The organism is Hymenobacter tenuis (genome assembly GCF_054780495.1).
In genome coordinates this window covers 43670-65587 of record NZ_BAAGWF010000005.1, presented here as the reverse complement: position 1 = coordinate 65587, position 21918 = coordinate 43670, and the positions used below count along the sequence as shown (strand labels likewise).

Below are 21918 nucleotides of genomic sequence, written 5' to 3'. Positions count from 1 at the left end.
CTGCTCTTTTCCTGTTTCAGAGCGGGTGGGTCAACCGCAAAAACGGGCCTAAGAAGCTCTATTTCCTGCATTATAGTGGGCTCAGCCAGTTAAAATAGCTAGTAAAACCTTGTAGAGTACGTAACAGCTGAACTTTCTGGGCAGCGGGGAAGTAGCTTGGTATTCTTGGGTCTAGCCTAGTATATTTACTAACCCTGGTCTGAATTGTCCCCCTCGTATTCCGATTACTAAGTGAGTTCTTCGCCTATACGGTTGTACGCCTCCTGGCGGGATGAAGCCTTGCTGGAGGCCTTGGTAACGGATGACCGAGGGGCCTTCGCGGAAATTTACCAGCGTTACTGGTACCGCACCTTTGCCTTGGCCTACCGTAAGCTTAAGTCCCGGGAAACGGCCGAAGAGTTGGTGCAGGACTTGTTTGCGACGCTGTGGCACAAGCGGGCCGAGCATTCCATTCAGCACCTGGAGCACTACCTGCTCGCCGCCATCAACCGTCGGGTTATCGGGTACCTGCGCGCTCATCAGGTGCGTGCGGCGTATTCTGATTTTTGCCGCTACCACCAAGCCACTAGCACGGATGAAACGGAACAGACCTTGGCGGCGGATGATTTGTCCGAAGCCTTTGCCAAGGCCTTGCTAAAGCTGCCCGAACAATCCCGGGAAATATTCCGCCTCAGCCGGCTGGAGCACTTTACTGTTCAGGAGATTGCCGAACGCCTGAACTTATCGCCCAAGGCGATTGAATACCACCTGACCAAATCCATGAAGCTGTTACGCGTCTACCTGCGGGACTTCATGATTGTATCGGTCTGCTTTTTCTTTATCCGCTGATTTTCCCTGGCTTCGGCTTGATTTCCGCGAGCCCGTGGGCAGGATGACTCAGTCATTTCGGCCCGGGCCAATGCGTCGTCCTTAGCAGAAAGCAAAAAAAGTTGTCCATCCTGTTAGGGGTAGGGCCCGGTTGCACGTCATCTTCTGGGAAACCCTTAGTACCCGCGGCGCTTGCCCGTGAATAGGGTCTTCATCCGCCCTTTGGGCCCCTACCTAGTATGACGCCTAGTCGGCGAAAGGAGCCGTATCCGCCAACCCAACAGCGGTCGTGCGCCCGTGCCGGCGGCTACCCGTCCTTGCCTGCTTTTTCTTCCCACTCAACCTATAAAGCATGTACTTAATTACTTTTTTTCGCCGGCTGCCGCGGCCGCTTTTCCTGGGCTGTACCGCGCTGCTTGCCTTTTGCCTAGCGGGCCTTCTGAGCGCTTGCCAGAAGGACGATGCCTACAACCCTAAGCCGGCCATGACGCCGGTACTCAGCGCCTCGGCTACCTCCCTGCAGCTTAGTCAGGCCACCGCCGACACCACAGCCATTGCGTTTGAATGGGTAACCGGTAACAACGGTGCTCCGGGCCCCGCCATCACTTACACCCTACAGCTGGCAACTAAAGGAAGCAGTTTTGCCGCTCCGGTTCGCGTTCCCCTGGGGCAGGGCAGTAACTCCCGCACCTACACTGGCAATGCTTTCAATAACCTGCTGGTAGACAGCCTGCAATTGCCGTTAGGAGTTGCACAGGAGTTGGAGGTCCGGCTTAAAACCCAGGAAGGGCAGAAAACGCCTATGTACTCTAATGTGCTGGTGGTATCAGCCACGCCTTACGAGTCGAAGATCTCCCTGTGGATTGTCGGTGATGCCACCCCGCGGGGCTGGGACATTGACAATGCTGCTCCCCTACAGCAAAGTGCGTTGGATGCCACTGAGTATACGTTTAACGAAGTCCTTAACGCAGGTGAGTTCAAGATCGCTACCGCCCGCGACTGGGGCGCGCCATTTTACCGGCCAACTACGGCCACTCCCTCCCTGTCGAGCACGGAAGTGCAGCTTTCCGCCGGTGACCCCGACTATAAGTGGCGCATTACGACGGCTGGGGCGTACAAGATCACGCTGAATACCCGCACGATGACCATCAAAATTGTGCCTTTCACCCCCTATGCTAACCTGTGGCTCGTGGGCGATGCCACTCCAGCTGGCTGGGACATCGACAACCCTACGCCCCTGACAGCCACTGCCAACCCGTACATCTTCACCTACTCGGGGCCACTTAAAGCCGGAGAGTTTAAAATTCCGACCAAGAAAGGAGATTGGGGTGGGGATTTCTTTATGCCCCTGATCAACGGACAGCCCCTGACGGACACTGGAATGGATTTCGTGCCCGGTGGAAGCCCGGACAAAAAGTGGAAAGTAGCCACTGCCGGCAACTACACGATCACGCTGGATCAGCTCCACGAAACAATACTCATCAAATAGTTCTGACTGCGGGAGGGAAGAGGCAAAGTGCGCCGTTCTCCCCCTCCCGTAGATTGCCTCCCTTTATGATTCGATTCTTACCCTCCCGGAAGAGAGTGCTTGCCTTTCCAACCGGCTCCTGGGCCCGTGGACTGCTGAGCGCGGGGTTGTTCTTAACTTCCGCTTTCGGAGTCCAGGCCCAGTCCCTGAGGCTGCTCACTACCAATAAAGCGCGCTATGTGCCCGGGGAAGAGGTTAGGTTCCAGGCGGCAATTGTGGAGCCTCGGGAAGGGCTGACCCTGGAGGTGCGCTATTACCAAACGCACCGCCTGGTAGCGGAGCAAACCTTAAGTGTCGAGGCTGCCGCCAACTGGAACTGGACCCCGCCGGCGGAAGACTTCAAGGGCTATCTGGTCGGGCTGACTCTGAAAAGTGGCTCCACAACCGTAAGCACTGCCTCTATTGGGGTGGATGTGTCCTCGGACTGGACCCGTTTTCCCCGCTACGGCTTTCTGTCCCAGTTTGGCGTGAAAACCAGTGCCGAGATGGATGCCCTCATGGTGCAGCTGAATCGCTACCACCTAAATGGGTTGCAGTTCTACGACTGGATGGATAAGCACCACCGGCCCCTGGCGGGTACACCCCAGGCACCGGCACCGAGCTGGAATGATCTGGCTAACCGCTATACTTCCTTGGCGACGATCAAGGGGTACATTGACCGCAGCCATACCTACGGCATGAAGTCGATGTTTTACAACCTCGTCTATGGCGCCTACTCTAATGCGGCCGCGGATGGGGTAAGCGATACCTGGGGGCTGTACCGGGACATCAACCAAGTTACTCCGTTTGCGCATAGTCTGCCCAGCAGCTGGGAAACGAGCTCTCTGCGCGTGATGGATCCCGCCAATACTGCCTGGCAAGCCTACCTGCTGGGAGAGCACGCTAAAGTGTACGAGGCGGCTGGCTTAAATTTCGATGGCTGGCATGCAGACCAGCTGGGCGACTGGGGCACGCTCTACAACTATAAAGGGCAGGCCGTAAATCAGCCCCAGGGATTCGCTGGTATCCTTACGGCTGCCAAAGCGGCGCACCCCGGCAAGGCCTTGGTGATGAACGCCGTTAATCAGTATGGCCAAGCCCGGATTGCTCCGGCCCCAGTGGACTTTCTGTATACCGAGCTGTGGACGGGCAATGAAGAATACGTCAACTTAGGCCAAGTAATTCGCACCAATGAAACCAGCGCGCCCGGTAAGCGAAACGTGCTGGCGGCCTACATTAACAAAGGCCGCTCGGGCAATCCGGGTACCTTCAACAGTGCCAGCGTGCTAATGGCCGATGCCGTCATGTTTGCCTTTGGGGGAGCCCATATCGAGCTCGGGGAGCATATGCTGGGCAACGAATACTTTCCCAACAACAACTTGAAGATGTCTGCGGCGCTGCAACGTGACCTGACAACTTACTATGACTTTCTGGTGGGGTATGAAAACCTGCTGCGCGACCAAAATCGCAGCTTCACCTCCCTACCCATTACCGGTGCGGAGGTGCAGGCCTGGCCGCCGGTTCTGGGCAAGGTAGCCACTCTCAGTAGTACAGTCGGAAGCAGCCAGGTGTTCCACCTACTCAATTTCCGCAATGCCCGCACCTTAAACTGGCGGGACGACAACCAAGTGCAGCCCACGCCCACGCCTATAACGGATTTGAAGTTGAGCTTCCCCCTGGCCACGACGGTAACCCGACTGTGGGCCGCTTCGCCGGATATCAACCACGGCCTGCCTCAGCTGCTGCCCTTCACGCAAAATGGGCCCCAAGTGGCTTTTACGCTGCCGAAACTTACCTACTGGACCATGGTTGTGGCCGAAACAGGAACCATTACGGCCTCATCCCAGCCACGGATGCCTGATTTCTCTTTTGCCAGTGCACCCAATCCCTTTACTGAATCAACCAGTGTGCACTTCACCCTTCCCCGGCGCGAAGAAACCATCTTGAGTCTATACGACTTGCGCGGCCACCTGGTGGCTTCCCTGCCGCAAGGCGTTTTGGCAGCCGGTCCACACCAGGTTGCGCTGAGTGGCTCAGGGTTGCCCGCCGGCGTATACCTCTGCCGCCTGCAAACCAGTTCGGGAACTGCAGTGCTGCGAGTAGTGAAGCTGGACTGACGCGCCCTTAAACGTAGTAGGTGGGCTGCCTGAGCCTGCTGCTGAGTTCCGGCCCGGCGGTTGCATTTTGCGCAATCATCCGTTCTCGAAAAAAATATGATTTCCAGGTTAGGGGGTGACGGGCAGTTGCACGTCATCTACCTGAAAGCCTCGCTTTGCTTCCCGTAATGACTCAAGAAGAATTTAACGCCCTGCTCCAACGGTACCTCGATGGTAACTCTCAACTCGGTGAGCGTCAGCTGGTGGAGGGGTGGAGCGAACAGTTGGGCCTGCAAGAAAACTTGGTCCTGCCCGAGTTCCAGCACGAAGAAGTGCGGGCAGCAATGTGGGAGCAGATCCGCCTGCTTACCGGCGATGGGGAAAGCCAAGTAGTTGAAACGCCGGTTATATCGCGTCCGGCCTCCTTCTGGCTTTCTCCAGCGTTGCGTTGGGTAGCGGCGGCATTGTTAGTGTTGGGAGTGGGGCTGGGTATCTGGCAGACTATGCTGCCCCATTCCGCAGGCCAGGAGTGGACCCGGCACGTCAATGAGGGCCGACAACTGCAGGTGCTCACCCTCGCGGACGGCAGTCAGGTGACTCTGCATCCTGGCAGCTCCCTACGCTATGCAGCGGGTTTGCTATGTTCTCGTCGCGAGGTTCAATTAACGGGGCAGGCCTACTTCAAAGTAGCTAAAAATCCGGCTCGGCCCTTTTTAGTTTTCACCGATCACGTAGTAACCACGGTGCTGGGCACCAGCTTTATGGTGACTTCATACGCTGATAAAGACCCAACGGTGGCTGTACGGGAAGGGCGCGTAGCCGTGCAACAGCGTTCAGGCGCCAACCTGGCCGCCACGCCCGGACAGCCTGTCCCGGGTGGGATTGTTCTCGAGCCCAACCAGCAGGTAGTGTACTCCCGCTCGGGCCATATCCTGCGTAAGGAGCTTGTTGCTAACCCGCTTATGCTGACTTCCCAACCCTTGGCGTTCCGCAACCGCCCGGTGGCGGAAGTGCTGGTTGCCCTGGAAAATGCCTATGGGGTGAATATAGTGTATGACCCCCGGAAGCTGGAAGGGTGCAGTGTCACCATTGCCTTTGACAATGAGCCCTTGTTTGAGCAGCTGGATATGCTCTGCACCATCTTAAACACCCAGTACAAGAAAGCCGATGATGCTCAGATCATTTTTGAAAGCTCCGGCTGTCAAATCTGATAAAAGCATGGGTAACCCCCGACTTTCCACCGGCCCCGGTGGCCGCCATGTAACCATTTGAAACGGCCTGCTTTCGGAATCTACTCGACAAGAAACTGCTTGTCTGACTTCAACAGTATGCGCTTTTTCGAGCCCACGCGGTCGCTTTTTCCTGACATTCCCACCTCCCCGCAATCGTTTTCAGCATATGAAAAACCATTATTCCCGCTCCTTGCGCGCGTGGTGCCCTACTAAGGTGCTGGCGCTCCAATTATCCTTGGTTTTGCCGCTGGCTGCCGTGGCGGCGCCCCAACCCGGGGTGGCGCAGGTAATGCTCGAGCGCAAGGTTACGCTGCAGGCAGAAGCCCAAACCATTGAATCGGTGCTCAGCCAGCTGGAAAAGCAGCTGCAGGTTCAATTTGTTTACAGCCCCCAGCTGATTGACGCCCAGCGCCGCATCTCCCTGCGGGTAACCAATAAGCCGTTAGCGCAGGTTCTGGACGAGCTCCTGGCGCCGCGTAAAGTAGCCTACGAAGTACGAAACAACCGCATCCTGCTTAGTCAGCCTAAGAATGCCAAGGCGGCAGAATTGCGCGGTGACAGTCGGAGCCAGACTACCCAGGCGCAAGCCGATGTTTCCGTTTCGGGTAGGGTAGTGGAATCCGGTGGACAGGCCCTGCCGGGGGTAACGATTATCGTGAAAGGAACTACCATTGGCACTACCACCGACAGCGAGGGGCGCTTTTCTCTCACTATTCCGGTGGGCAGCGTCCTACAGTTTTCCTTTATTGGGTATAGCCCCCAGGAAATCAGCGTGAGGGAAGCCGGCGTGGGTCTGAACATCGTGCTGCAAGAAAATTCCGAAGCCCTAAAGGAGGTAGTCGTGGTGGGCTACGGCACGCTGGATAAAAAGGAAGTTACCAGCGCCATCACCCATGTGGACAGCCGAGAGCTGCTGACAGTTGGTTCCGTAAACCCGCTGATGTCCTTGCAGGGCAAGGTAGCGGGACTAACCATCGCCAACTCCTCCGCCGCGGACCCCAATGCTCAGCCCAGCATCCAGCTGCGGGGGGTATCTTCCCGGGAAGCGGGCCTGGGCCCCCTGATCGTTATCAACGGGGTACCGGGCGGCATCCTGGAGAACATTAACCAAAATGATATCGAGTCCATCGATGTTCTGAAAGGAGGAGCCGCTTCCGCCATCTACGGTACCCGGGGCAGCAACGGAGTTATTATTGTCACCACCAAGAAAGGCAACAAGGAGGGCGGGCTGGAATACAATGCCTACACAACCTTCGATAAGCTGACAATGGAGCCGACAGTCCTGACGGCCGACCAATTCATCGAGCAGGGACGGGGCACCAACTTCGGGGCTAAAACGGACTGGTTGAAAGAAATTACCCGGGAGCAGGCCTTTGCCCACAAGCATACACTGACCGCCTCCGGCGGCAGCGATAACAGCAATTACCGTGTGACGGCTGATTATCGGGATGCGGAAGGAATTGACCTGCGCTCCGGCCGCCAGGAGTATGGCGCCCGGCTGGCTTTAAATCACATCGCCGCCAGTAAGCTGTATTCCATCGGCATCAACTTCGCCCCCCGCTACTACACAAGCCGCAACGCCGACTATAACGCCTACCAGCAGGCCCTCACGTTAAACCCGACCACTCCTGTGCGGAGTTTAACTGACCCAACGCGCTACTATCGGTTTCAATCAGGTTATGACAACCCCTACAACCCGGTCGAGCGCCTGGCCACTGAGCTGAGCGGCACGGAAGGCAAGTTTCTGGACTATAACGCCAGCCTTAAGCTAAACCTGTTGCCGACCTTGAGTACCCAGATTACCTGGGGGCAGTTCACCCGGGACTACTTCGACTTCTTTTTCCGGCCCTCCACTTCCACGTATGCCGCCCAGAACGAAGGAGGCATGAACTCCGCAAGCCGGAACTACAACAAAAGTGACCAGCGCAGCCTGGAGTGGATCGGCAACTATGCTCTGGACGTGAACCAGCACTCCCTGCAGCTGCTGGCCGGCTACTCATACCAGTACTTCACGGACTCGGGAATCAGTATTTCCAACCGGGACATGCCCTCCGACGCGCTGACGTATAACAATATCGGCTCAGGCCTCTACAATCAGGAGGAGGGAAGGACGGGTTTTGGCAGCTTTAAAAGCGACTCTAAGCTGATTGCCTTTTTTGGGCGGGTTAACTACAGCTTCCACGACAAATACCTGGTTTCCGCCAGCCTGCGCCGGGAGGGATCCTCCAAATTCGGCTACAACCATAAGTGGGGGTATTTCCCGGCCGTTTCCCTGGGGTGGCGCATCAAGGAAGAAGGATTTATGCAGGGGCTGAGCTGGGTAAATGACCTGAAGCTGCGCGCGGACTATGGAGTGACGGGTAACCAGGATTTTGGCAGCTACCGCTCCCTGGATGTATACAGCGGGGCGGGATACTACCCCCTCAATGGTACCTACTTTCAAGTATGGGGACCCAACCAGAACACCAACTATGACTTGCGCTGGGAGCGGGCCGAAAACTTGAACTACGGCGTGGACTTTAGCGTGTTTGACAACAAGCTTTCAGGTAGCGTTAATTACTACACTCGCCGCAATACCGACCTGCTCGGATCCTACGCCGTGCAGGTGCCCCCAAACATTCAGGGTTCCACGTTCGCCAACGTCGGCACGATGGAAAACTCGGGCGTGGAAGTGCAGCTCAGTGCCCCCGTCGTGAAAACGCCGGACTTCACGTACTCGCTGGCCTTTGCCGGAGCGACGAATAACAACAAGTTCGTGTCGTTCTCCAACGACGTCTACCAGGGACAAACCTTTGTCGATGCCGTGTATATGCCCGGTCCCGGCACGCCCGGCTCCGCCCAGCGTCTGCAGGAAGGCCAGCGCATCGGCACATTCTACATGCTGAAGTCGGCTGGCGTGAGCCCCTTTGGTAAGCTGCAGGTATACAACCAAAAAGGGGAAATAATCGACGCGGACAAGGCCAATACGGACGACCGTCAAGTAGTAGGCAATGGCTTGCCCAAATACACCCTTAGCCTGACCAATACCTTTGGGTATAAAAACTTTGACGCTTCTATCTTCCTGCGCGGCAGTCTGGGCTTTAAGGTCTTCAATACCCGGGCGTTTTATCTCGGTACGCCCTCCACGCAGGCGGAAGCCAACGTGCTGGCCTCGGCCTACAGTGACAGCAAGTACGCCCTGCTTAACAACCCAGCTACCTCGGTTATTCTCTCCGACTACTTTCTGGAGGATGGTGGCTTTGTGAAGCTGGACAACGTGAGCGTGGGCTACAACCTGAAGTTCAACTCCAAGTATGCCCGCTCCATGCGGGTGTACGCAGCGGCCCGCAACCTAGTGACGTTCACACGTTTCAAGGGGGGAGATCCTGACATGAATCCCGTGAATGGGCTTTATCCTGGCGTCAGAGGCACCCGCGACTACTATCCTGCCACCACCCAGCTCCTGCTCGGCGTTCAGTTCGGCCTGTAATCTTCTTCGTTACTACCCATGAAATCCCACAAATATCTTTCCTCCGTTACGGGTATCCTGCTCAGCGCCGCCCTGCTCACTGGTGGCTGCACCGACCTGGATGAGACTTTGTACGACCAGATTACGTCCGAAAACTTCATCCAAACCAAGCAGGATGTGTACCGGACTTTCCTGCGCACCTTTGAGCACGGTTATTATACCGTGCAGGGCGCCCCGTTCATCCTACAGGAGCTGTCCGGCGACCAGCTGATGACCCCTAACCGCGAAGGAGACTGGTTTGATGGTGGCCAGTATATTCGGGCTCACAACCATACCTGGACTCCCCAGGAGGGCTACATCAACGACGGCTGGAACCTGAACTACCAGGGCATAACTCTGGCCACTAACTCGCTGGAGGATATTCAGCGAATTGATCCGACCAAGTACAGCATGACGGTGGAAGAGCAAAGGCAGTTAATTGCCGAGCTGCGCACCATGCGGGCCTGGTACCATCTGCGGTTGTTTGATCTGTATCGCAACATTGAACTCGTCACGAAGGTGAAGGGAGAAACCAAAGGCATCAGTCAGTCTACGCCTCAGGAAACCTTTGCCTTCCTGGAAAAGGAGCTGCTGGAGTCCCTACCCGATTTGCTGGCGAAAGGCGATGATGGCACGTCCCAGTTCCAGGGCCGCTGGACTAAAGCCGGAGCAATGGCTTTGCTGGCCCGCCTCTACCTGAATGCCAAGGTGTACGTTGGGCAGGACCGCTATGCCGATTGTGCTAAGATCTGTGAGGATATCATTGACGGCAAGTACGGATCGTATGGTATTGATGCGCAATGGGATGGCCCGTTCGACTGGAACAACGACCAGTCATCGGAAACTATATTTGCCTTTCCCGGTACGTTTGGTCGCTCGCACTGGCACTATGACGGCGGTATGTACTTGTGGATGACCCCTTTCAATGCTCCCCAGCAGTACCTGGAGTATTCGGACAACGGCGGTGGCAACCCCCGATTTGCCCTGCAGCCGGGCCGCGACGTGGACAACAAGGAGTATTCCTTTGCCTTGGGCAAACCCTTTGTTAAGTTCCAGCGCTATACGGACGATGTGCGCCTGAAAAAATACAAAAACCTGGGTGGCAGCACCCGGGAGGGCATGTTTCTCTACGGTTATCTGCCCTACAACAACAACCAGGATACCGTCATGAGCACGAGGGGGTATCAGTTGTATATCCGCGACCAAGTGGGCTTGTTTAAGTACACGAAGCCCAACCAGGTGCTGGCCGATAAAACGTCAGACATGAACCACGCCGATCAGAACTCGGGGGTTTACGTCACTAAATACCCGTTGTATCGCACGGAGGACGTGCACAAGCTCGAATCCGATTATGCGGAAGTGCGGCTAGCCGAAATCTACTATTCCCTAGCCGAGTGCAAGTTCCGCGCCGGGGATAAAGCCCGGGCGGCAGAGCTGCTCAATACGGTGCGCCGGCGCTACTTCCCCGCTGGCTCCCCGAGCCTCTACGAGGCCAGCGGCAGCACCCTCACCGAGCAGGAGCTGCTGGATGAGTGGGGCCGGGAGTTCGTAGCCGAAGGCCGTCGCCGGATTGATCTGATTCGTTTCGACAAGTTTAATACCGGCATGTGGTGGGACAAGCAGCCTGATGCGGATGATCACACCAAGATCTATCCCATTGGTTTCAACGTGCTGAATGTGTCCCCGCAGCTAAAGCAGAACCCGGGATACTAAACTCCGTGGGGATCCTGCTTGCCGGCAGGGTCCCGACGTAGGAGCTGCACTAGTATCTTCTCAGTGGCCTGCCCCACATCGCGGGCGGATGGCTTCCTGATTTCTGGAAACTTGCGTTGCTACGCACTCGGTTGCGGGGGCACCGTGAGCAATCCTATTTCCCGTTTTATTTCCATTATGTGTTCCAAGCCAACCGCAGTTGGGCTTGCATTCACGTTTGCTTACTTCATGTCACTTCCCTTTCGAATCACCAGCTTTCTTTCGCGCAGTAACGCCGCGCTAGTCCTTTTTTCCTGGTTTTGCCTGCTCGGGCAAGCTGTAAGAGCTGAGGATCTTGAATCCCCGAACAAGCAGCTGCGGCTGCGCGTGCTGGTGCAGGAGGGAGGCGTGCCAACCTATCAGCTTACCTACAAAGGCCGCGACGTACTCAAGACCAGCCAGCTGGGCCTGGAGCTGAAAGGCACCACCAGCCTCACCAGCGGCTTTACCCAGACCAGCGCCGAGCGCCGTACCGCCGATGAAAGCTGGCAGCCCGTGTGGGGCGAGGTGAAAACCATTCGCAACCACTACAACGAACTAGCCCTCACGCTTACGCAAACCCAAACCAGCCGTGTGGTGCGCCTGCGCTTCCGCCTCTTCGACGATGGCCTGGGTTTCCGCTATGAGTTTCCGCGCCAGCCCAAGCTCGACTACTTTACCATCAAGGAGGAGAAAACGCAGTTTGCCCTCGCCAGCGACCACAAAGCGTTCTGGCTGCCCGGCGACTACGACACGCAGGAGTACAGCACCGTTACGTCCAAGCTTTCGGAGGTACGCGGGCTGATGAAGTCGGCCGTCACGGGTAACGCCTCGCAGACGACTTTCTCGCCAACTGGCGTGCAAACCCCGCTGATGCTCAAAAGCCAGGACGGACTGTACATTAATATTCATGAGGCGGCGCTGATTGATTACTCGGCCATGCACCTGAACCTTGACGACAAGAGCTTCGTGCTGGAGTCTCACCTTACGCCCGACGCCGTGGGTGACAAAGGCCTGATCCAGACCCCGGCTAACTCGCCCTGGCGCACGGTAATCGTCAGCGACAAAGCCGCCGATATTCTGCTCTCGAAGCTGGTGCTGAACCTAAACGAGCCTACCAAGTTCAAGGACGTGTCGTGGATTAAGCCGGTGAAGTACGTGGGCGTGTGGTGGGAAATGATTACGGGCAAAAGCACGTGGTCGTACACCAACCAGGAAAACATCAAGCTCGACTCGATTGACTACACGAAAGTGAAGCCCAACGGCACGCACGGCGCCAACACCGCCCACGTGAAGGAGTACATCGACTTCGCCGCTAAGCATGGCTTTGATGCGGTGTTGGTAGAAGGCTGGAATACCGGCTGGGAAGACTGGTTTGGCAAGCACAAAGACTACGTGTTTGACTTCGTGACGCCCTACCCGGATTTTGATGTGGCGGAGCTGCAGCGCTACTCCCAGAGCAAAGGCGTGAAAATGATGATGCACCACGAAACCTCCGGCTCGGTACGCAACTACGAGCGCCACCTCGACTCGGCCTTCCAGTTCATGAACAAGTACGGCTACACCGCCGTGAAAACCGGCTACGTGGGCGACATCGTGCCCCTGGGCCACCATCATTACGACCAGTGGGTAAACAACCACTACCAGTACGTGCTGGAAAAGGCGGCGGAGCACAAAATCATGGTAAACGGCCACGAAGCCGTGCGCCCGACGGGCCTGGCGCGTACATTTCCCAACTTGATTGGCAACGAAGCCGCCCGCGGCACCGAGTACGAGTCGTTTGGCGGCAACAACGCCGATCATACCACCATTCTGCCCTTCACCCGCCTGATTGGCGGACCGATGGACTACACGCCCGGCATCTTCCAAACCAAGGTCAGCGCCTATAATCCAAGCAACACCTCGTTTGTGCACACCACCCTGGCCCGGCAGCTGGCCCTCTACGTGACGATGTATTCGCCGCTGCAAATGGCTGCCGACTTGCCCGAAACCTACAACAAGCACCTTGATGCCTTCCAGTTCATCAAGGATGTGGCCGTGGATTGGGATGACACTAAAGTGCTGGAAGCTGAGCCCGGCGACTACATCACGTACGCCCGCAAAGCCAAGGGCCAGAGCAGCTGGTTTGTGGGTAGCACCAACGATGAAAACGGCCGGACCTCGAAAATCTCGCTGAGCTTCCTGGAGCCCGGCAAAAAGTACGTGGCCACCATCTACGCCGACGCGAAGGACGCCCACTACGAGAAAAACCCGCAGGCCTACGCCATCCGCACGATGACGGTGAATAGCAAAACCAAGCTAAGCCAGTACTGTGCCCCCGGGGGCGGCTACGCCATCAGCCTGAAGCCTGCGAAGTAGCCTTGGGTCGTTAAGTGGCTCGCTCAGGCCATTCTGGACTATGTGCGGCTAATAAAAGTGCAGTATGAATATGCTTAAGCACTAAACGCACCCAGACACTTGCTTAGGGCGGCAGGACCGTTTTACAGCATTTTACAGAAAAGTGAAGCTGCTAGCTAGCTTCATGGATGGCCAAGTCAGAGGTTGTGGGAATTCTCTGGCGTGGTTTAGATGGGAAGCAGGTGGTTTTAGGGGCCGCCTGCTTTCTTTTTTGTACTGCTGGAGCCAGCCTTGCTTCGATATGTGAACCCCTCCTGTCAGTTACTTCCGCTCGTTTATTCTACCATTCCATGGCTGCTCCTATTTCCTCTCTCCCCCACTCGACCGCGGCGCCCACGTCAGCGGGCAGCGAAACACCCCGCTACACCTCCGCGCTGGCTTCGCTGACGGTGCTTTTCTTTATGATGGGCTTTATCACCTGTCTGAATGACATTCTGATTCCCTACCTCAAGGCCATCTTCCAGCTGAGCTACACCCAGGCCAACCTGATCAACCTTTGTTTTTTCGGGGCCTACTTCGTGATGGGCATCCCGGCCGGCAAGCTAGTGCAGCGCATCGGCTACAAGGGCGGCATGCTGGCCGGCTTTCTGATTGCGGCCCTGGGGGCCTTTCTGTTCTTTCCCGCGGCGGACAGCCGCAGCTACGGCCTGTTTCTGGGGGCCTTGTTTGTGCTGGCCACCGGCGTCGTGCTGCTGCAGGTGGCCGGTAACCCCTACGTGGCGATCCTGGGCCGGCCGGAATCGGCCCCGGCCCGCCTGACGCTTACCCAGGCCTTTAACTCCCTGGGCACCACTGTGGCCCCCCTGTTGGGCTCCGCCCTGATTTTGTCTAATCTGCCCGACCTGGATACGCCCGCTTCCGCGGCGGCCATTGATGTCAAGGCCGTGCAGATTCCCTACCTGTGCATTGGCGCGGTCTTGATTGTGATCAGTGTCCTGCTGGGCATGCTCAAACTGCCCACCATTGCCCACGCCCATAACGAGGCGGACGCCACCCGGCGGGCCTACCACTACCGGCATCTGATCTTCGGCGTGATCGGCATTTTTGCCTACGTGGGAGGGGAAGTGGCCATTGGCTCGCACATTGTCTCCTACCTGCACCTGCCCGATGTGATGAGTCTAACCCCCAAGGTGGCCGGTGATAAGGTTGCCTACTATTGGGGCGGGGCCATGGTGGGCCGCTTTCTGGGCGCCTACCTGCTGGGCAAGTTCAACCCCGGTCGCCTGCTGGCCTTCAATGCCGTTGGGGCCGTGGTGCTGGTGCTGATTTCGGTGTTAACCACGGGCCCGGTGGCCATGTGGAGTTTGCTGGCCGTGGGCCTGATGAACTCCATCATGTTTGCGACCATCTTCACGCTGGCCGTGGCGGGACTTGGGCGCCACACGGAGGAAGCATCCGGGTTGCTGAACGTGGGCATCGTGGGCGGCGCCATTATTCCGTTGCTGTTTGGCCTGGTGGCCGACGCCAGCTCCCTGCGCTGGGCCTTTGGGCTGCCCGTGCTCTGCTACGTCTACATCATGTGGTATGGGCTTAAAGGCCACAAACCCACGACCTATTAGCATTAGATATAATATAAGGCCTGATAAACAGAGAGGAGGCTTATCAGGCCCTATCTGCTCGGAACTTACTCGCGATAAGTCAAGCTTACAATCGGTATTACTTTTTATAACTATTGCGGGGGCTGGTAGCCTTGCAGCTTCTTGTTGTTGGCAAGCAGGCGCTCCTCACCAGGAATTGGCCGGTCAGCTCCTTCCAGAGTGGCCAGGTACTGGTTCAGCGCCGTTTCGGCCGCTTCCTTCATGCTGAAGCCGGGCACCCAGTACTCGGCCCGCTTCAGGGCCAGGTAGGTAGCCTGGGTAACGGCTGTGCTGTAGGGAACCCATGTGGGCTCGTTCTCCGCAGTCGACGGGGCGGGGCCCATGGTGGTGGGCTCCGGCACTACTGGCTCCAGGCGGTCGGTGATAGATTCAAGCACTTTATCGCCAAACGTCGGTTTTTTGCTACCAAATGACGGTTTCTTTTGCTCGCTCATAGCCGGGCTAGTAATTCAGTGGTGAGATGCTGGTAGTCCTGGGCACCGGCGGACTCGGGTGCCCACTTATACAGGTTTTCCTTTTCAATCTGGGCTTCCACCAAGCTGACATTGGAACGGATGGTATTGCGCAGCACGAGGGGGCCGAATAGCTCGTGGCCCTCCAGCAACTGCACCATGTCGCGCTGGGCCCGGCGGCGGTCACTCCGATTATACTGGGTGAAGAACAGCCCACCGATCTTGAGACCCTTGTTGAGCCGGCGCTGCACTTGGTGGCACACATCCAGCAGGCCCACCAAGCCCTCAATTCCATAGTATTCCGGTTGGGCGGGGATGAATACAACGTCGGCCGCAGTCAGGGCTGCGTAGGTGAGCTTACCCAGACCGCCGGGCGTGTCGATCAGGCAGTAGTCGATGTCTTCCACTCCCTCCAGCAGTTCTTTCAGGATAAACTCCGCCCCGGCCTGCTGGCTGATGCGCTCCTCTGCCTCCCCTAATTCCGGCGAACTAGGCACCAGGTAGAGCCCCTCCCCTACCTCTAGCACAATGTCCGAGAGACTGGCTTGGCCTAGCAGCACGGCACCCAAATGATGCCCGGCCGCCGGCTTGTGGGCAAAGCTCTGGGTCAGATTGGTCTGTCGGTCACAGTCCACCAGCAATACCGTGTGCCCCCGCTCGCGCAGAGCATAGGCCACGTTCAGGCACGAGGTGGTCTTACCCGTACCGCCCTTATGGTTTGCGAATACAATGGTCTTCATGCCGGCAATTTCTACAATGGCAAGCATTGTAACAATAGCTACCACGATTTAAATTGGTACAATTATTAAAACTATTATCATTTATATAGTTAAGATCATTTATACAATTAGTGTAATTTATATAGTTGTATACATTGTTGTCATAATAATAATTACTAGCATTTTAACAATGTCTACAATGTCTACAATGTCTACAATGTCTACAATGTCTACAATGTCTACAATGTCTACAATGTCTACAATGTCTACAATGTTAACAATTGTAGACATTGTAGAAATTGTTAAAATGATGTTGGAAGCATAAACTATTACCGCCAGGGTAATCCAAGCAGGGTTCAGTGGGGAGGAGCTAGGCTAGTGGTACTTCTACTTTCAGTGCAATTCTACTTTCCCTCAAAAAACAATTCGGAATAACAACCTTTGTCACTTAGCGCCCTTTGTCGTTCAGCTGCCCTTTACAGCAGTTGGCTCCTTTTACCTACGCAGGCCTCGACTGGGGGTCCTTGAGGCTGCTGTATCACTTGCCTGTTGCCTTGCTGCCCCTATCTTTTGCTGGTAATACCTCTTTAGCTGGCCGTTCCAACCGTGAGACTTAGGCTTGTCTATTTCTACCCTCACCATCATCGTTAAGGACCGCACCAGCGCCTGATTGAAATAAGCCAACGCCTCTATACGCTTGGGTATATGGAACTGATAGCACTTCTCTGCCGCCTTTGTAACGGAGATTAGTTCGGTGTTCAGCGTAACACTGCCTTGCGCGCTGGTACCGGCCAGCGACTGATATCCGTCGCTGACTTGCTGATTGTACTGGCGAGCCGCCGTGTGGAGTTGGTTGAAGTAGCTCGGCTGATCAGAGTAGATGCCTACCGTCAGCAAGCCGGGCATATTCCGCTCAATGGCCATGGGGTTGTTGCGCATAGCCAGCCCACTCAGCATCTGGGTGTCACAGAGGTGGCCTTCTAGGGTATCATCAAATCCGAGCTTTACGGTGCGCAGGTTATGGTCCTGCACCAGTCTTTTGATCTCGAAGATCTTGTTGTCGGTCAAGTTGCCGGACGTGGAAGCATACATCGTATGCTCGGGCTGCTTCAACTGATAGTGCGAGAGGCAGTCTACGGCGCTTTCCGTCACGATGAGCGTGTGCGTCTTCACTCCGCTATTGGAGAGCCACAGCGCAGCAGATTTAAGCGAATCAGCGGCCTGCCCCTTGAACTTGTTGGCTTCAATTTCCAGCCCGACAATCTTATCCTGATAAATCTGGGGAAAGGCGGTATTCACAAAGCGGCAGGCCTGTCCCTGCTTTGTCTTGCCCTCGTGAACATGGTTCAGGATGCGGCCGCGAAAACAGTCATTGGTCAGTAACTCCTGCCTCAGCCCTCGACTGAGCAGGTAGCGCATATCCGTTAGCGGGGTAGTCTTTTGCAGGAAGTCGGGTAGGTAAGCGTCCCCCTTTTGCACCGGTGCCATGGCCTGTTGCAGGGCCGGAGTATTGGGGCGCTGGTCGGCGGGCCGGTTTAGAAACTGTTTTGCATTTTCAAGTACGTTAACCCAAACGCTCTTGCCAGGAGTTGACGTAATGCTGCTGATGCGCGGATTCGCTACCCGAAACTTCAGGAAGTCTATCACCGTGCCCTTGTCCTTGTCGTGGGCCGGGTTGAAGTATCGATAATCCCCGTTGGGTGCCCGAAATACAATCACCTGATCAAGCCGCGGGTTTCCGTGGTAGTCGAACACATGATACCTTCCCTTATCTGCTGAGGGACCATTTTCGGCCTTATTAGGCTGGTAGCCCAAAGTAAGCAGCAGAGCAACCAGGTTGATATCTTTTTTTATCTGGCTGAACGTAAGGTCAGGTTCGCGGCGTGGATGCATGGGACATGATGTTGCAGGTGTGGTAAGGCGGAGAGGCGGAAAAAGAAAGATCAGCTTCCGTATTCCAGAAGCTGATCCTAGGGGACTATACGACTAGAGGCGAATGCGGGGCCGCGGGGCAGGGGCTACCTCCGGCTGCTGCTCGATGCGCGGAGCCTGGCTGGGGCGGGCATCGGCAAAGGTGAGCTGCCGCTTTACCGGGTCCAGCTGCACGGTAGCATCAAACAACTGATTCTTGCTGTTGCGCATGCCCTGGACAGTGGCCGGTCGGCCCTCGGCTAGCTGCCGCAGCTGCTCCGGGCTCAGGAGTACGCCGAGTAGTTCTTGGGGCAGGGCAATGGCTTCGCGTCGTACGGCTACGACGCGGTTCAAGTCCTTATCGACGGCCAGATACGCCGTAAACGGCTGCCCTTGGCCATCCGTAAAGCCCTCCATCAAGGGAAGCCGCCCCCTGGTTTGGAGCTCCTGCCGCATCGCTGGGGTAAGCTCCTTGCCCATTACCTGCTCCGGTATTTCCAGCTGGTGCTTTGGCAAGTCAAACCGTAGCTTGGGTGTTCCGCCTAGGGCCTCCCGATGGAGAAACAGCTTGGAAGCGAACGGTACTTGCTCTCCCTGGCCAGTGCGAATTACCAGGCCTTGGATCAGGTCAGTTTTCTCGCCGGCCAAGAGCTTCTGAAGCTGGCCGCTCTGTTGCAGGCGCTCCACCGTTACGCCCATCTTCGCCAACTGCTCCAGGGGCAAGTCCGCGAGGGTGAAGCCCTTGCCCTGAGCTATTCGCGTAGCCTGCTTCGTCGGGGGAGCAGGGTGGGATAAGGCAGGAGCTGGGCTGGCAGACTTTGGCGTCTCTGATGGCACCATAGCGGCCGGCGCCGGTGAAGTAGTTCCCGTGGGCGAATCGCGAGCAGGAGGTGGCACTAGCCGCGACTGCGGCCCCTCCGAAGCTTTAGTAGGCCTCGCAGTATCGGTTTTCTGCGCTCTGCTGAAGTTATCGGCAAAGTTGCTCACGAAGCTTACCACTACGCCGTTGCGCACCGTGATGCTCAGCAAACCTGCTTTATCCAACTTCTCCCCGGCGCGCCGAAGGCTTTGGGCTTCCGGCATGTTCTTCAGCGCAGGGTTCTGCTCGATGGCGAGGTAAATATTCTTCAGCACCTCGCTTACCGGTGCCCCCTGCAGGCTGTTGCCCAGCGGTTGTTGCTGGGCGGGTGGGGTGCCGACGGAGTATCCGATAATCCTGGCGGCATCCTCCAGCTGGGTAGCCTCAACGGTCTGGCCGCTTTTTCGCAGCGCATCGGCCACCGGCTGCGCATGGCGGATAAACTCATCCCGCAACTCGTCGGGGTTAATCTCGCCCTGGCTGGCGGGCTTCTGCGGGGACTTAGGGCTGCCGGTAGATAGCGGCGAGGGCTGCGGTTGCGGCGAATCGCCTAGTGGTTTGCGGGTGTCCATCATGCTACTGGTTGGGTGAGAAGTGGAAAACCTACCCCATCCGGGGCTACCATTGCTTTAATGTAGTTAATCCTATTTCCTATATGAAGTACTGATTGTAGGTCGTGCCAAATAGCCTTTGCTCATTTTTAGCCTTAGCTGGTAAGCTTTTCAATCAGGCTTTCTACCTGTCGGCTCAGATCCTGTTTGAGCGTGGTCAGGTCGGCGGCGACGACCTTGGCGTCCACGCTTTTGATGCTGTCGTTGAGGGCCAGCTTAGACACCATCGAATTATCCGGCAGCAGGATCCAGTTGATGTTGTAGCCCCGTTGGTAGTAGAAAAGAATCAGGGCTACAAACGCCTCAATGCTGCCGGCGCCTGACTGCTCTAGCCGAGCTACCATGTTTTGGGTAAGGCCGGCTTCCTGCGCTACGCGCGCCTGGGTCCACGGGTCTTCGCCCGTAACGGCTAGTTCATCGCGGAGCCTGGCAAGCCGCTTTCCGATGGTGGTTTTGCTCATGGTGTGTGTGTGGGTTGGGGGGAGGGTTTTTTGGCCCGGATCAGGTGTTTTAAACTGGAATCAGCCGCAATGCGGGCTAGCTCGCTGGTGACAATGGCCGCAATGTCGGCCTTGATGCGTTTGTAATTTTCCTGAATCACTTCGCTCGTGCGGTCCTGACCAGTGGCCGGATCTAGGAAGCTGGTTATATCGGGAATGTCCTCGTAAGTTGACTCTTCCTGCTTGGTTTTTGCTACGTCCACGAGGATTCGGGCGTGAAAAACCTTCAGGTTTATTTCTTCTCCAAAGTTGTCGGCTACTGCCCCGACGAAACTACCCTGACTTAGCCCCGCGATGCGGCTGGCCGGTATCATGCTTTCCAGCTGGGTAGAGATGCTGCTGCTCGTATCCCGGCTGTTGATGCTGAGCGACTGCCGCTTCTGCAGGATGCGACCAAAGCGCTTGGATAAGGCCTCGGCACTTTCTCCCGTTACCTGCCCGGCAATCACGTTGCCAATGGTATTCTGGATAACGGTCGACTCTGCCTTGCCATAGTCGCGGTCAAGTTGGGATTTATCCTGTACCCCTAAACACGTCGAAACCCGGTTGCTACGGGCCGTGGCAATCAGCTTATCCAGGCCTTTGAAGTAGATAGTAGGCAGCTCGTCAATGATCAGGGACGACTTCAACTTGCCTTTCTTATTGACCAGCTTCACCAGACGGGCATTGTAGAGTCCCAACGCGGCCCCATAGATTACTTCCCGCTCGGGGTTGTTGCCCACGCACAGGACCTTGGGCTCCGCTGGGTTATTGATATCCAGGGTGAAGTCGTTCCCGCTCATCACCCAGTACAGCTGCGGGGAGGCCAGCCGGCTCAGGGGAATGCGGGCGCTGGCAATCTGGCCTTCCAGCTGCTCCATGGCGTCGCCCTCGAATGCGGAGACGAACGGCCGTACATAGTTCTCTATTTCAGGATAGGAGCCCAGGATGGGAAACATTTCTTCGTAGCAGCGCCCCAGGAATTCGATCAGGTGGGGGAACGTGCAGTACTTGCCATTTTGGTAGAGACGCAAAAACCAGATAATGGCTGCTACAAAATTGATGGGCGACTCGACAAAGAAATCCCCCTGCTTCTCAATCCACTTTTTGTTGAGGTTGAGCATGATCGTCGCGGCCGACTCGTAGGCATCCACAATGTCCGTCATCATGGACGGCAGCAGGGGGTTGCAGCGGTGGCTCTTGCGCGGGTTGTCGAAGTTGATCACGTAGAAGCGCACCGGGTGCTCGTACTTGTCCCGGTTCTTGAGCAGCTCGTTGTACACGATCTTACTCAGGTCATCAAACTTGTAGTCGTAGACATACATCGCGAAGCCCTTGGCCAGGTGCTGCTTGATGAACTGATTGATAACGGCAAAGGACTTACCTGAGCCGGGAGTGCCATATACGACGGTGCCTCGGAAGGGATTGACGATGTTAATCCAACCGGTGCGCCGCTTCTGGCGCAGCTGATACGAGGTGGGAAGGTTCACCGAGTACTCGTTTTCCATCTTCCGCTCCTCCTGAGGGAACGTCTCATTTTCCGAGTTGAAGATGTCACGGAGCATATTTACCTTCAGCAGGCGGCCCAGCAGGTTGCCCGCCTTCAGCAGCAGCAAAAAGCCTGCGGCCGTGCTGCCGGCGTAGAGCACGGTAAGCACCATCGCCGAATAAGGCAGCTCCAGCAGAAAGCCATTGCCGAAAAACACGACCAAGCCCAGCAGCAGGTAGACCACAATGGGCTTCCCGGTTTGCCCCTCCGTTTTCTGCCCCCTCGTGCCTAGGCAGGACAAGGCCAGAAACACGGCCGCCGCGAGCTTGGTAACGAAGGGAGCCGAGAATACCGCGGTCTTGGTGCTGAAGCGCGTCAGCAGGCCACTTACCCACTCGGCAGTCAAGTGCTGCTCGGCAAAGTAACCGTAGCAGTAGTAGTACAGGTGCACCAGGACTAACCCGAGGCTGATCAGCCGCATAAAGTCCATGATCTTGCGCATTGCTCTTTCGTCTTCCATGGCCTCTTAGATTAGATAGGGGA

Annotated in this window: 14 protein-coding genes; 8 read left to right on the top strand and 6 right to left on the bottom strand. The window is 56.4% G+C overall.

From position 1 onward, the window contains the following. The first annotated feature begins 231 nt into the window (after window positions 1–231). The 8 genes from ACYVGU_RS19585 to ACYVGU_RS19550 all read left to right on the top strand — a co-directional run bounded on the left by ACYVGU_RS19585 (window position 232) and on the right by ACYVGU_RS19550 (window position 14816). Window positions 232–828, top strand: a complete 597-nt coding sequence (locus ACYVGU_RS19585; protein ID WP_460623462.1) for an RNA polymerase sigma-70 factor — start codon at window positions 232–234, stop codon at window positions 826–828. A 331-nt stretch (window positions 829–1159) separates the two neighbouring features. Then, window positions 1160–2296: a SusF/SusE family outer membrane protein gene (locus ACYVGU_RS19580; RefSeq protein ID WP_460623461.1), complete on the top strand. Its 1137-nt coding sequence runs from the start codon at window positions 1160–1162 to the stop codon at window positions 2294–2296. A 95-nt stretch (window positions 2297–2391) separates the two neighbouring features. Then, window positions 2392–4431 carry a glycoside hydrolase family 66 protein gene (locus ACYVGU_RS19575; RefSeq protein WP_460623460.1) on the top strand — a complete coding sequence of 680 codons (2040 nt, stop codon included), beginning with the start codon at window positions 2392–2394 and terminating at the stop codon, window positions 4429–4431. 167 nt (window positions 4432–4598) lie between these two features. Further along, window positions 4599–5621 carry a FecR family protein gene (locus tag ACYVGU_RS19570; protein WP_460623459.1) on the top strand — a complete coding sequence of 341 codons (1023 nt, stop codon included), beginning with the start codon at window positions 4599–4601 and terminating at the stop codon, window positions 5619–5621. 187 nt (window positions 5622–5808) lie between these two features. Continuing rightward, on the top strand, window positions 5809–9111 hold the full coding sequence (locus ACYVGU_RS19565) for a SusC/RagA family TonB-linked outer membrane protein (protein ID WP_460623458.1): 3303 nt from the start codon (window positions 5809–5811) through the stop codon (window positions 9109–9111). 18 nt (window positions 9112–9129) lie between these two features. After that, a complete protein-coding gene (locus ACYVGU_RS19560; RefSeq protein WP_460623457.1) occupies window positions 9130–10842 on the top strand; it encodes a RagB/SusD family nutrient uptake outer membrane protein in 1713 nt (570 codons plus the stop codon). Between the two features lie 228 nt (window positions 10843–11070). Next, window positions 11071–13218, top strand: coding sequence for a glycoside hydrolase family 97 protein (locus ACYVGU_RS19555; protein ID WP_460623455.1), 2148 nt, complete (start codon window positions 11071–11073; stop codon window positions 13216–13218). A 329-nt stretch (window positions 13219–13547) separates the two neighbouring features. After that, window positions 13548–14816 carry a sugar MFS transporter gene (locus tag ACYVGU_RS19550; protein ID WP_460623454.1) on the top strand — a complete coding sequence of 423 codons (1269 nt, stop codon included), beginning with the start codon at window positions 13548–13550 and terminating at the stop codon, window positions 14814–14816. A gap of 110 nt (window positions 14817–14926) precedes the next feature. Here the strand turns inward: ACYVGU_RS19550 and ACYVGU_RS19545 are convergent, their stop codons facing one another. The 6 genes from ACYVGU_RS19545 to mobC all read right to left on the bottom strand — a co-directional run bounded on the left by ACYVGU_RS19545 (window position 14927) and on the right by mobC (window position 21895). Continuing rightward, window positions 14927–15289 (bottom strand): hypothetical protein, encoded by a 363-nt coding sequence (locus tag ACYVGU_RS19545; protein WP_460623453.1) that lies wholly within the window; start codon window positions 15287–15289, stop codon window positions 14927–14929. Continuing rightward, window positions 15286–16074, bottom strand: a complete 789-nt coding sequence (locus ACYVGU_RS19540) for a ParA family protein (protein WP_460623452.1) — start codon at window positions 16072–16074, stop codon at window positions 15286–15288. The genes ACYVGU_RS19545 and ACYVGU_RS19540 overlap by 4 nt, the downstream gene beginning before the upstream one ends. A 447-nt stretch (window positions 16075–16521) precedes the next feature. Then, window positions 16522–17919, bottom strand: a complete 1398-nt coding sequence (locus ACYVGU_RS19535) for a hypothetical protein (protein ID WP_460623451.1) — start codon at window positions 17917–17919, stop codon at window positions 16522–16524. 93 nt (window positions 17920–18012) lie between these two features. Further along, the gene (locus ACYVGU_RS19530; RefSeq protein ID WP_460623450.1) at window positions 18013–19371 is read right to left on the bottom strand and encodes a topoisomerase C-terminal repeat-containing protein; all 1359 of its coding nucleotides are present in this window, start codon (window positions 19369–19371) and stop codon (window positions 18013–18015) included. 131 nt (window positions 19372–19502) lie between these two features. After that, window positions 19503–19868 (bottom strand): hypothetical protein, encoded by a 366-nt coding sequence (locus ACYVGU_RS19525; RefSeq protein ID WP_460623449.1) that lies wholly within the window; start codon window positions 19866–19868, stop codon window positions 19503–19505. Beyond that, window positions 19865–21895, bottom strand: a complete 2031-nt coding sequence (gene mobC / locus ACYVGU_RS19520; RefSeq protein WP_460623448.1) for a conjugal transfer protein MobC — start codon at window positions 21893–21895, stop codon at window positions 19865–19867. Before mobC ends, ACYVGU_RS19525 begins: the two co-directional genes overlap by 4 nt. Window positions 21896–21918: the final 23 nt, after the last annotated feature.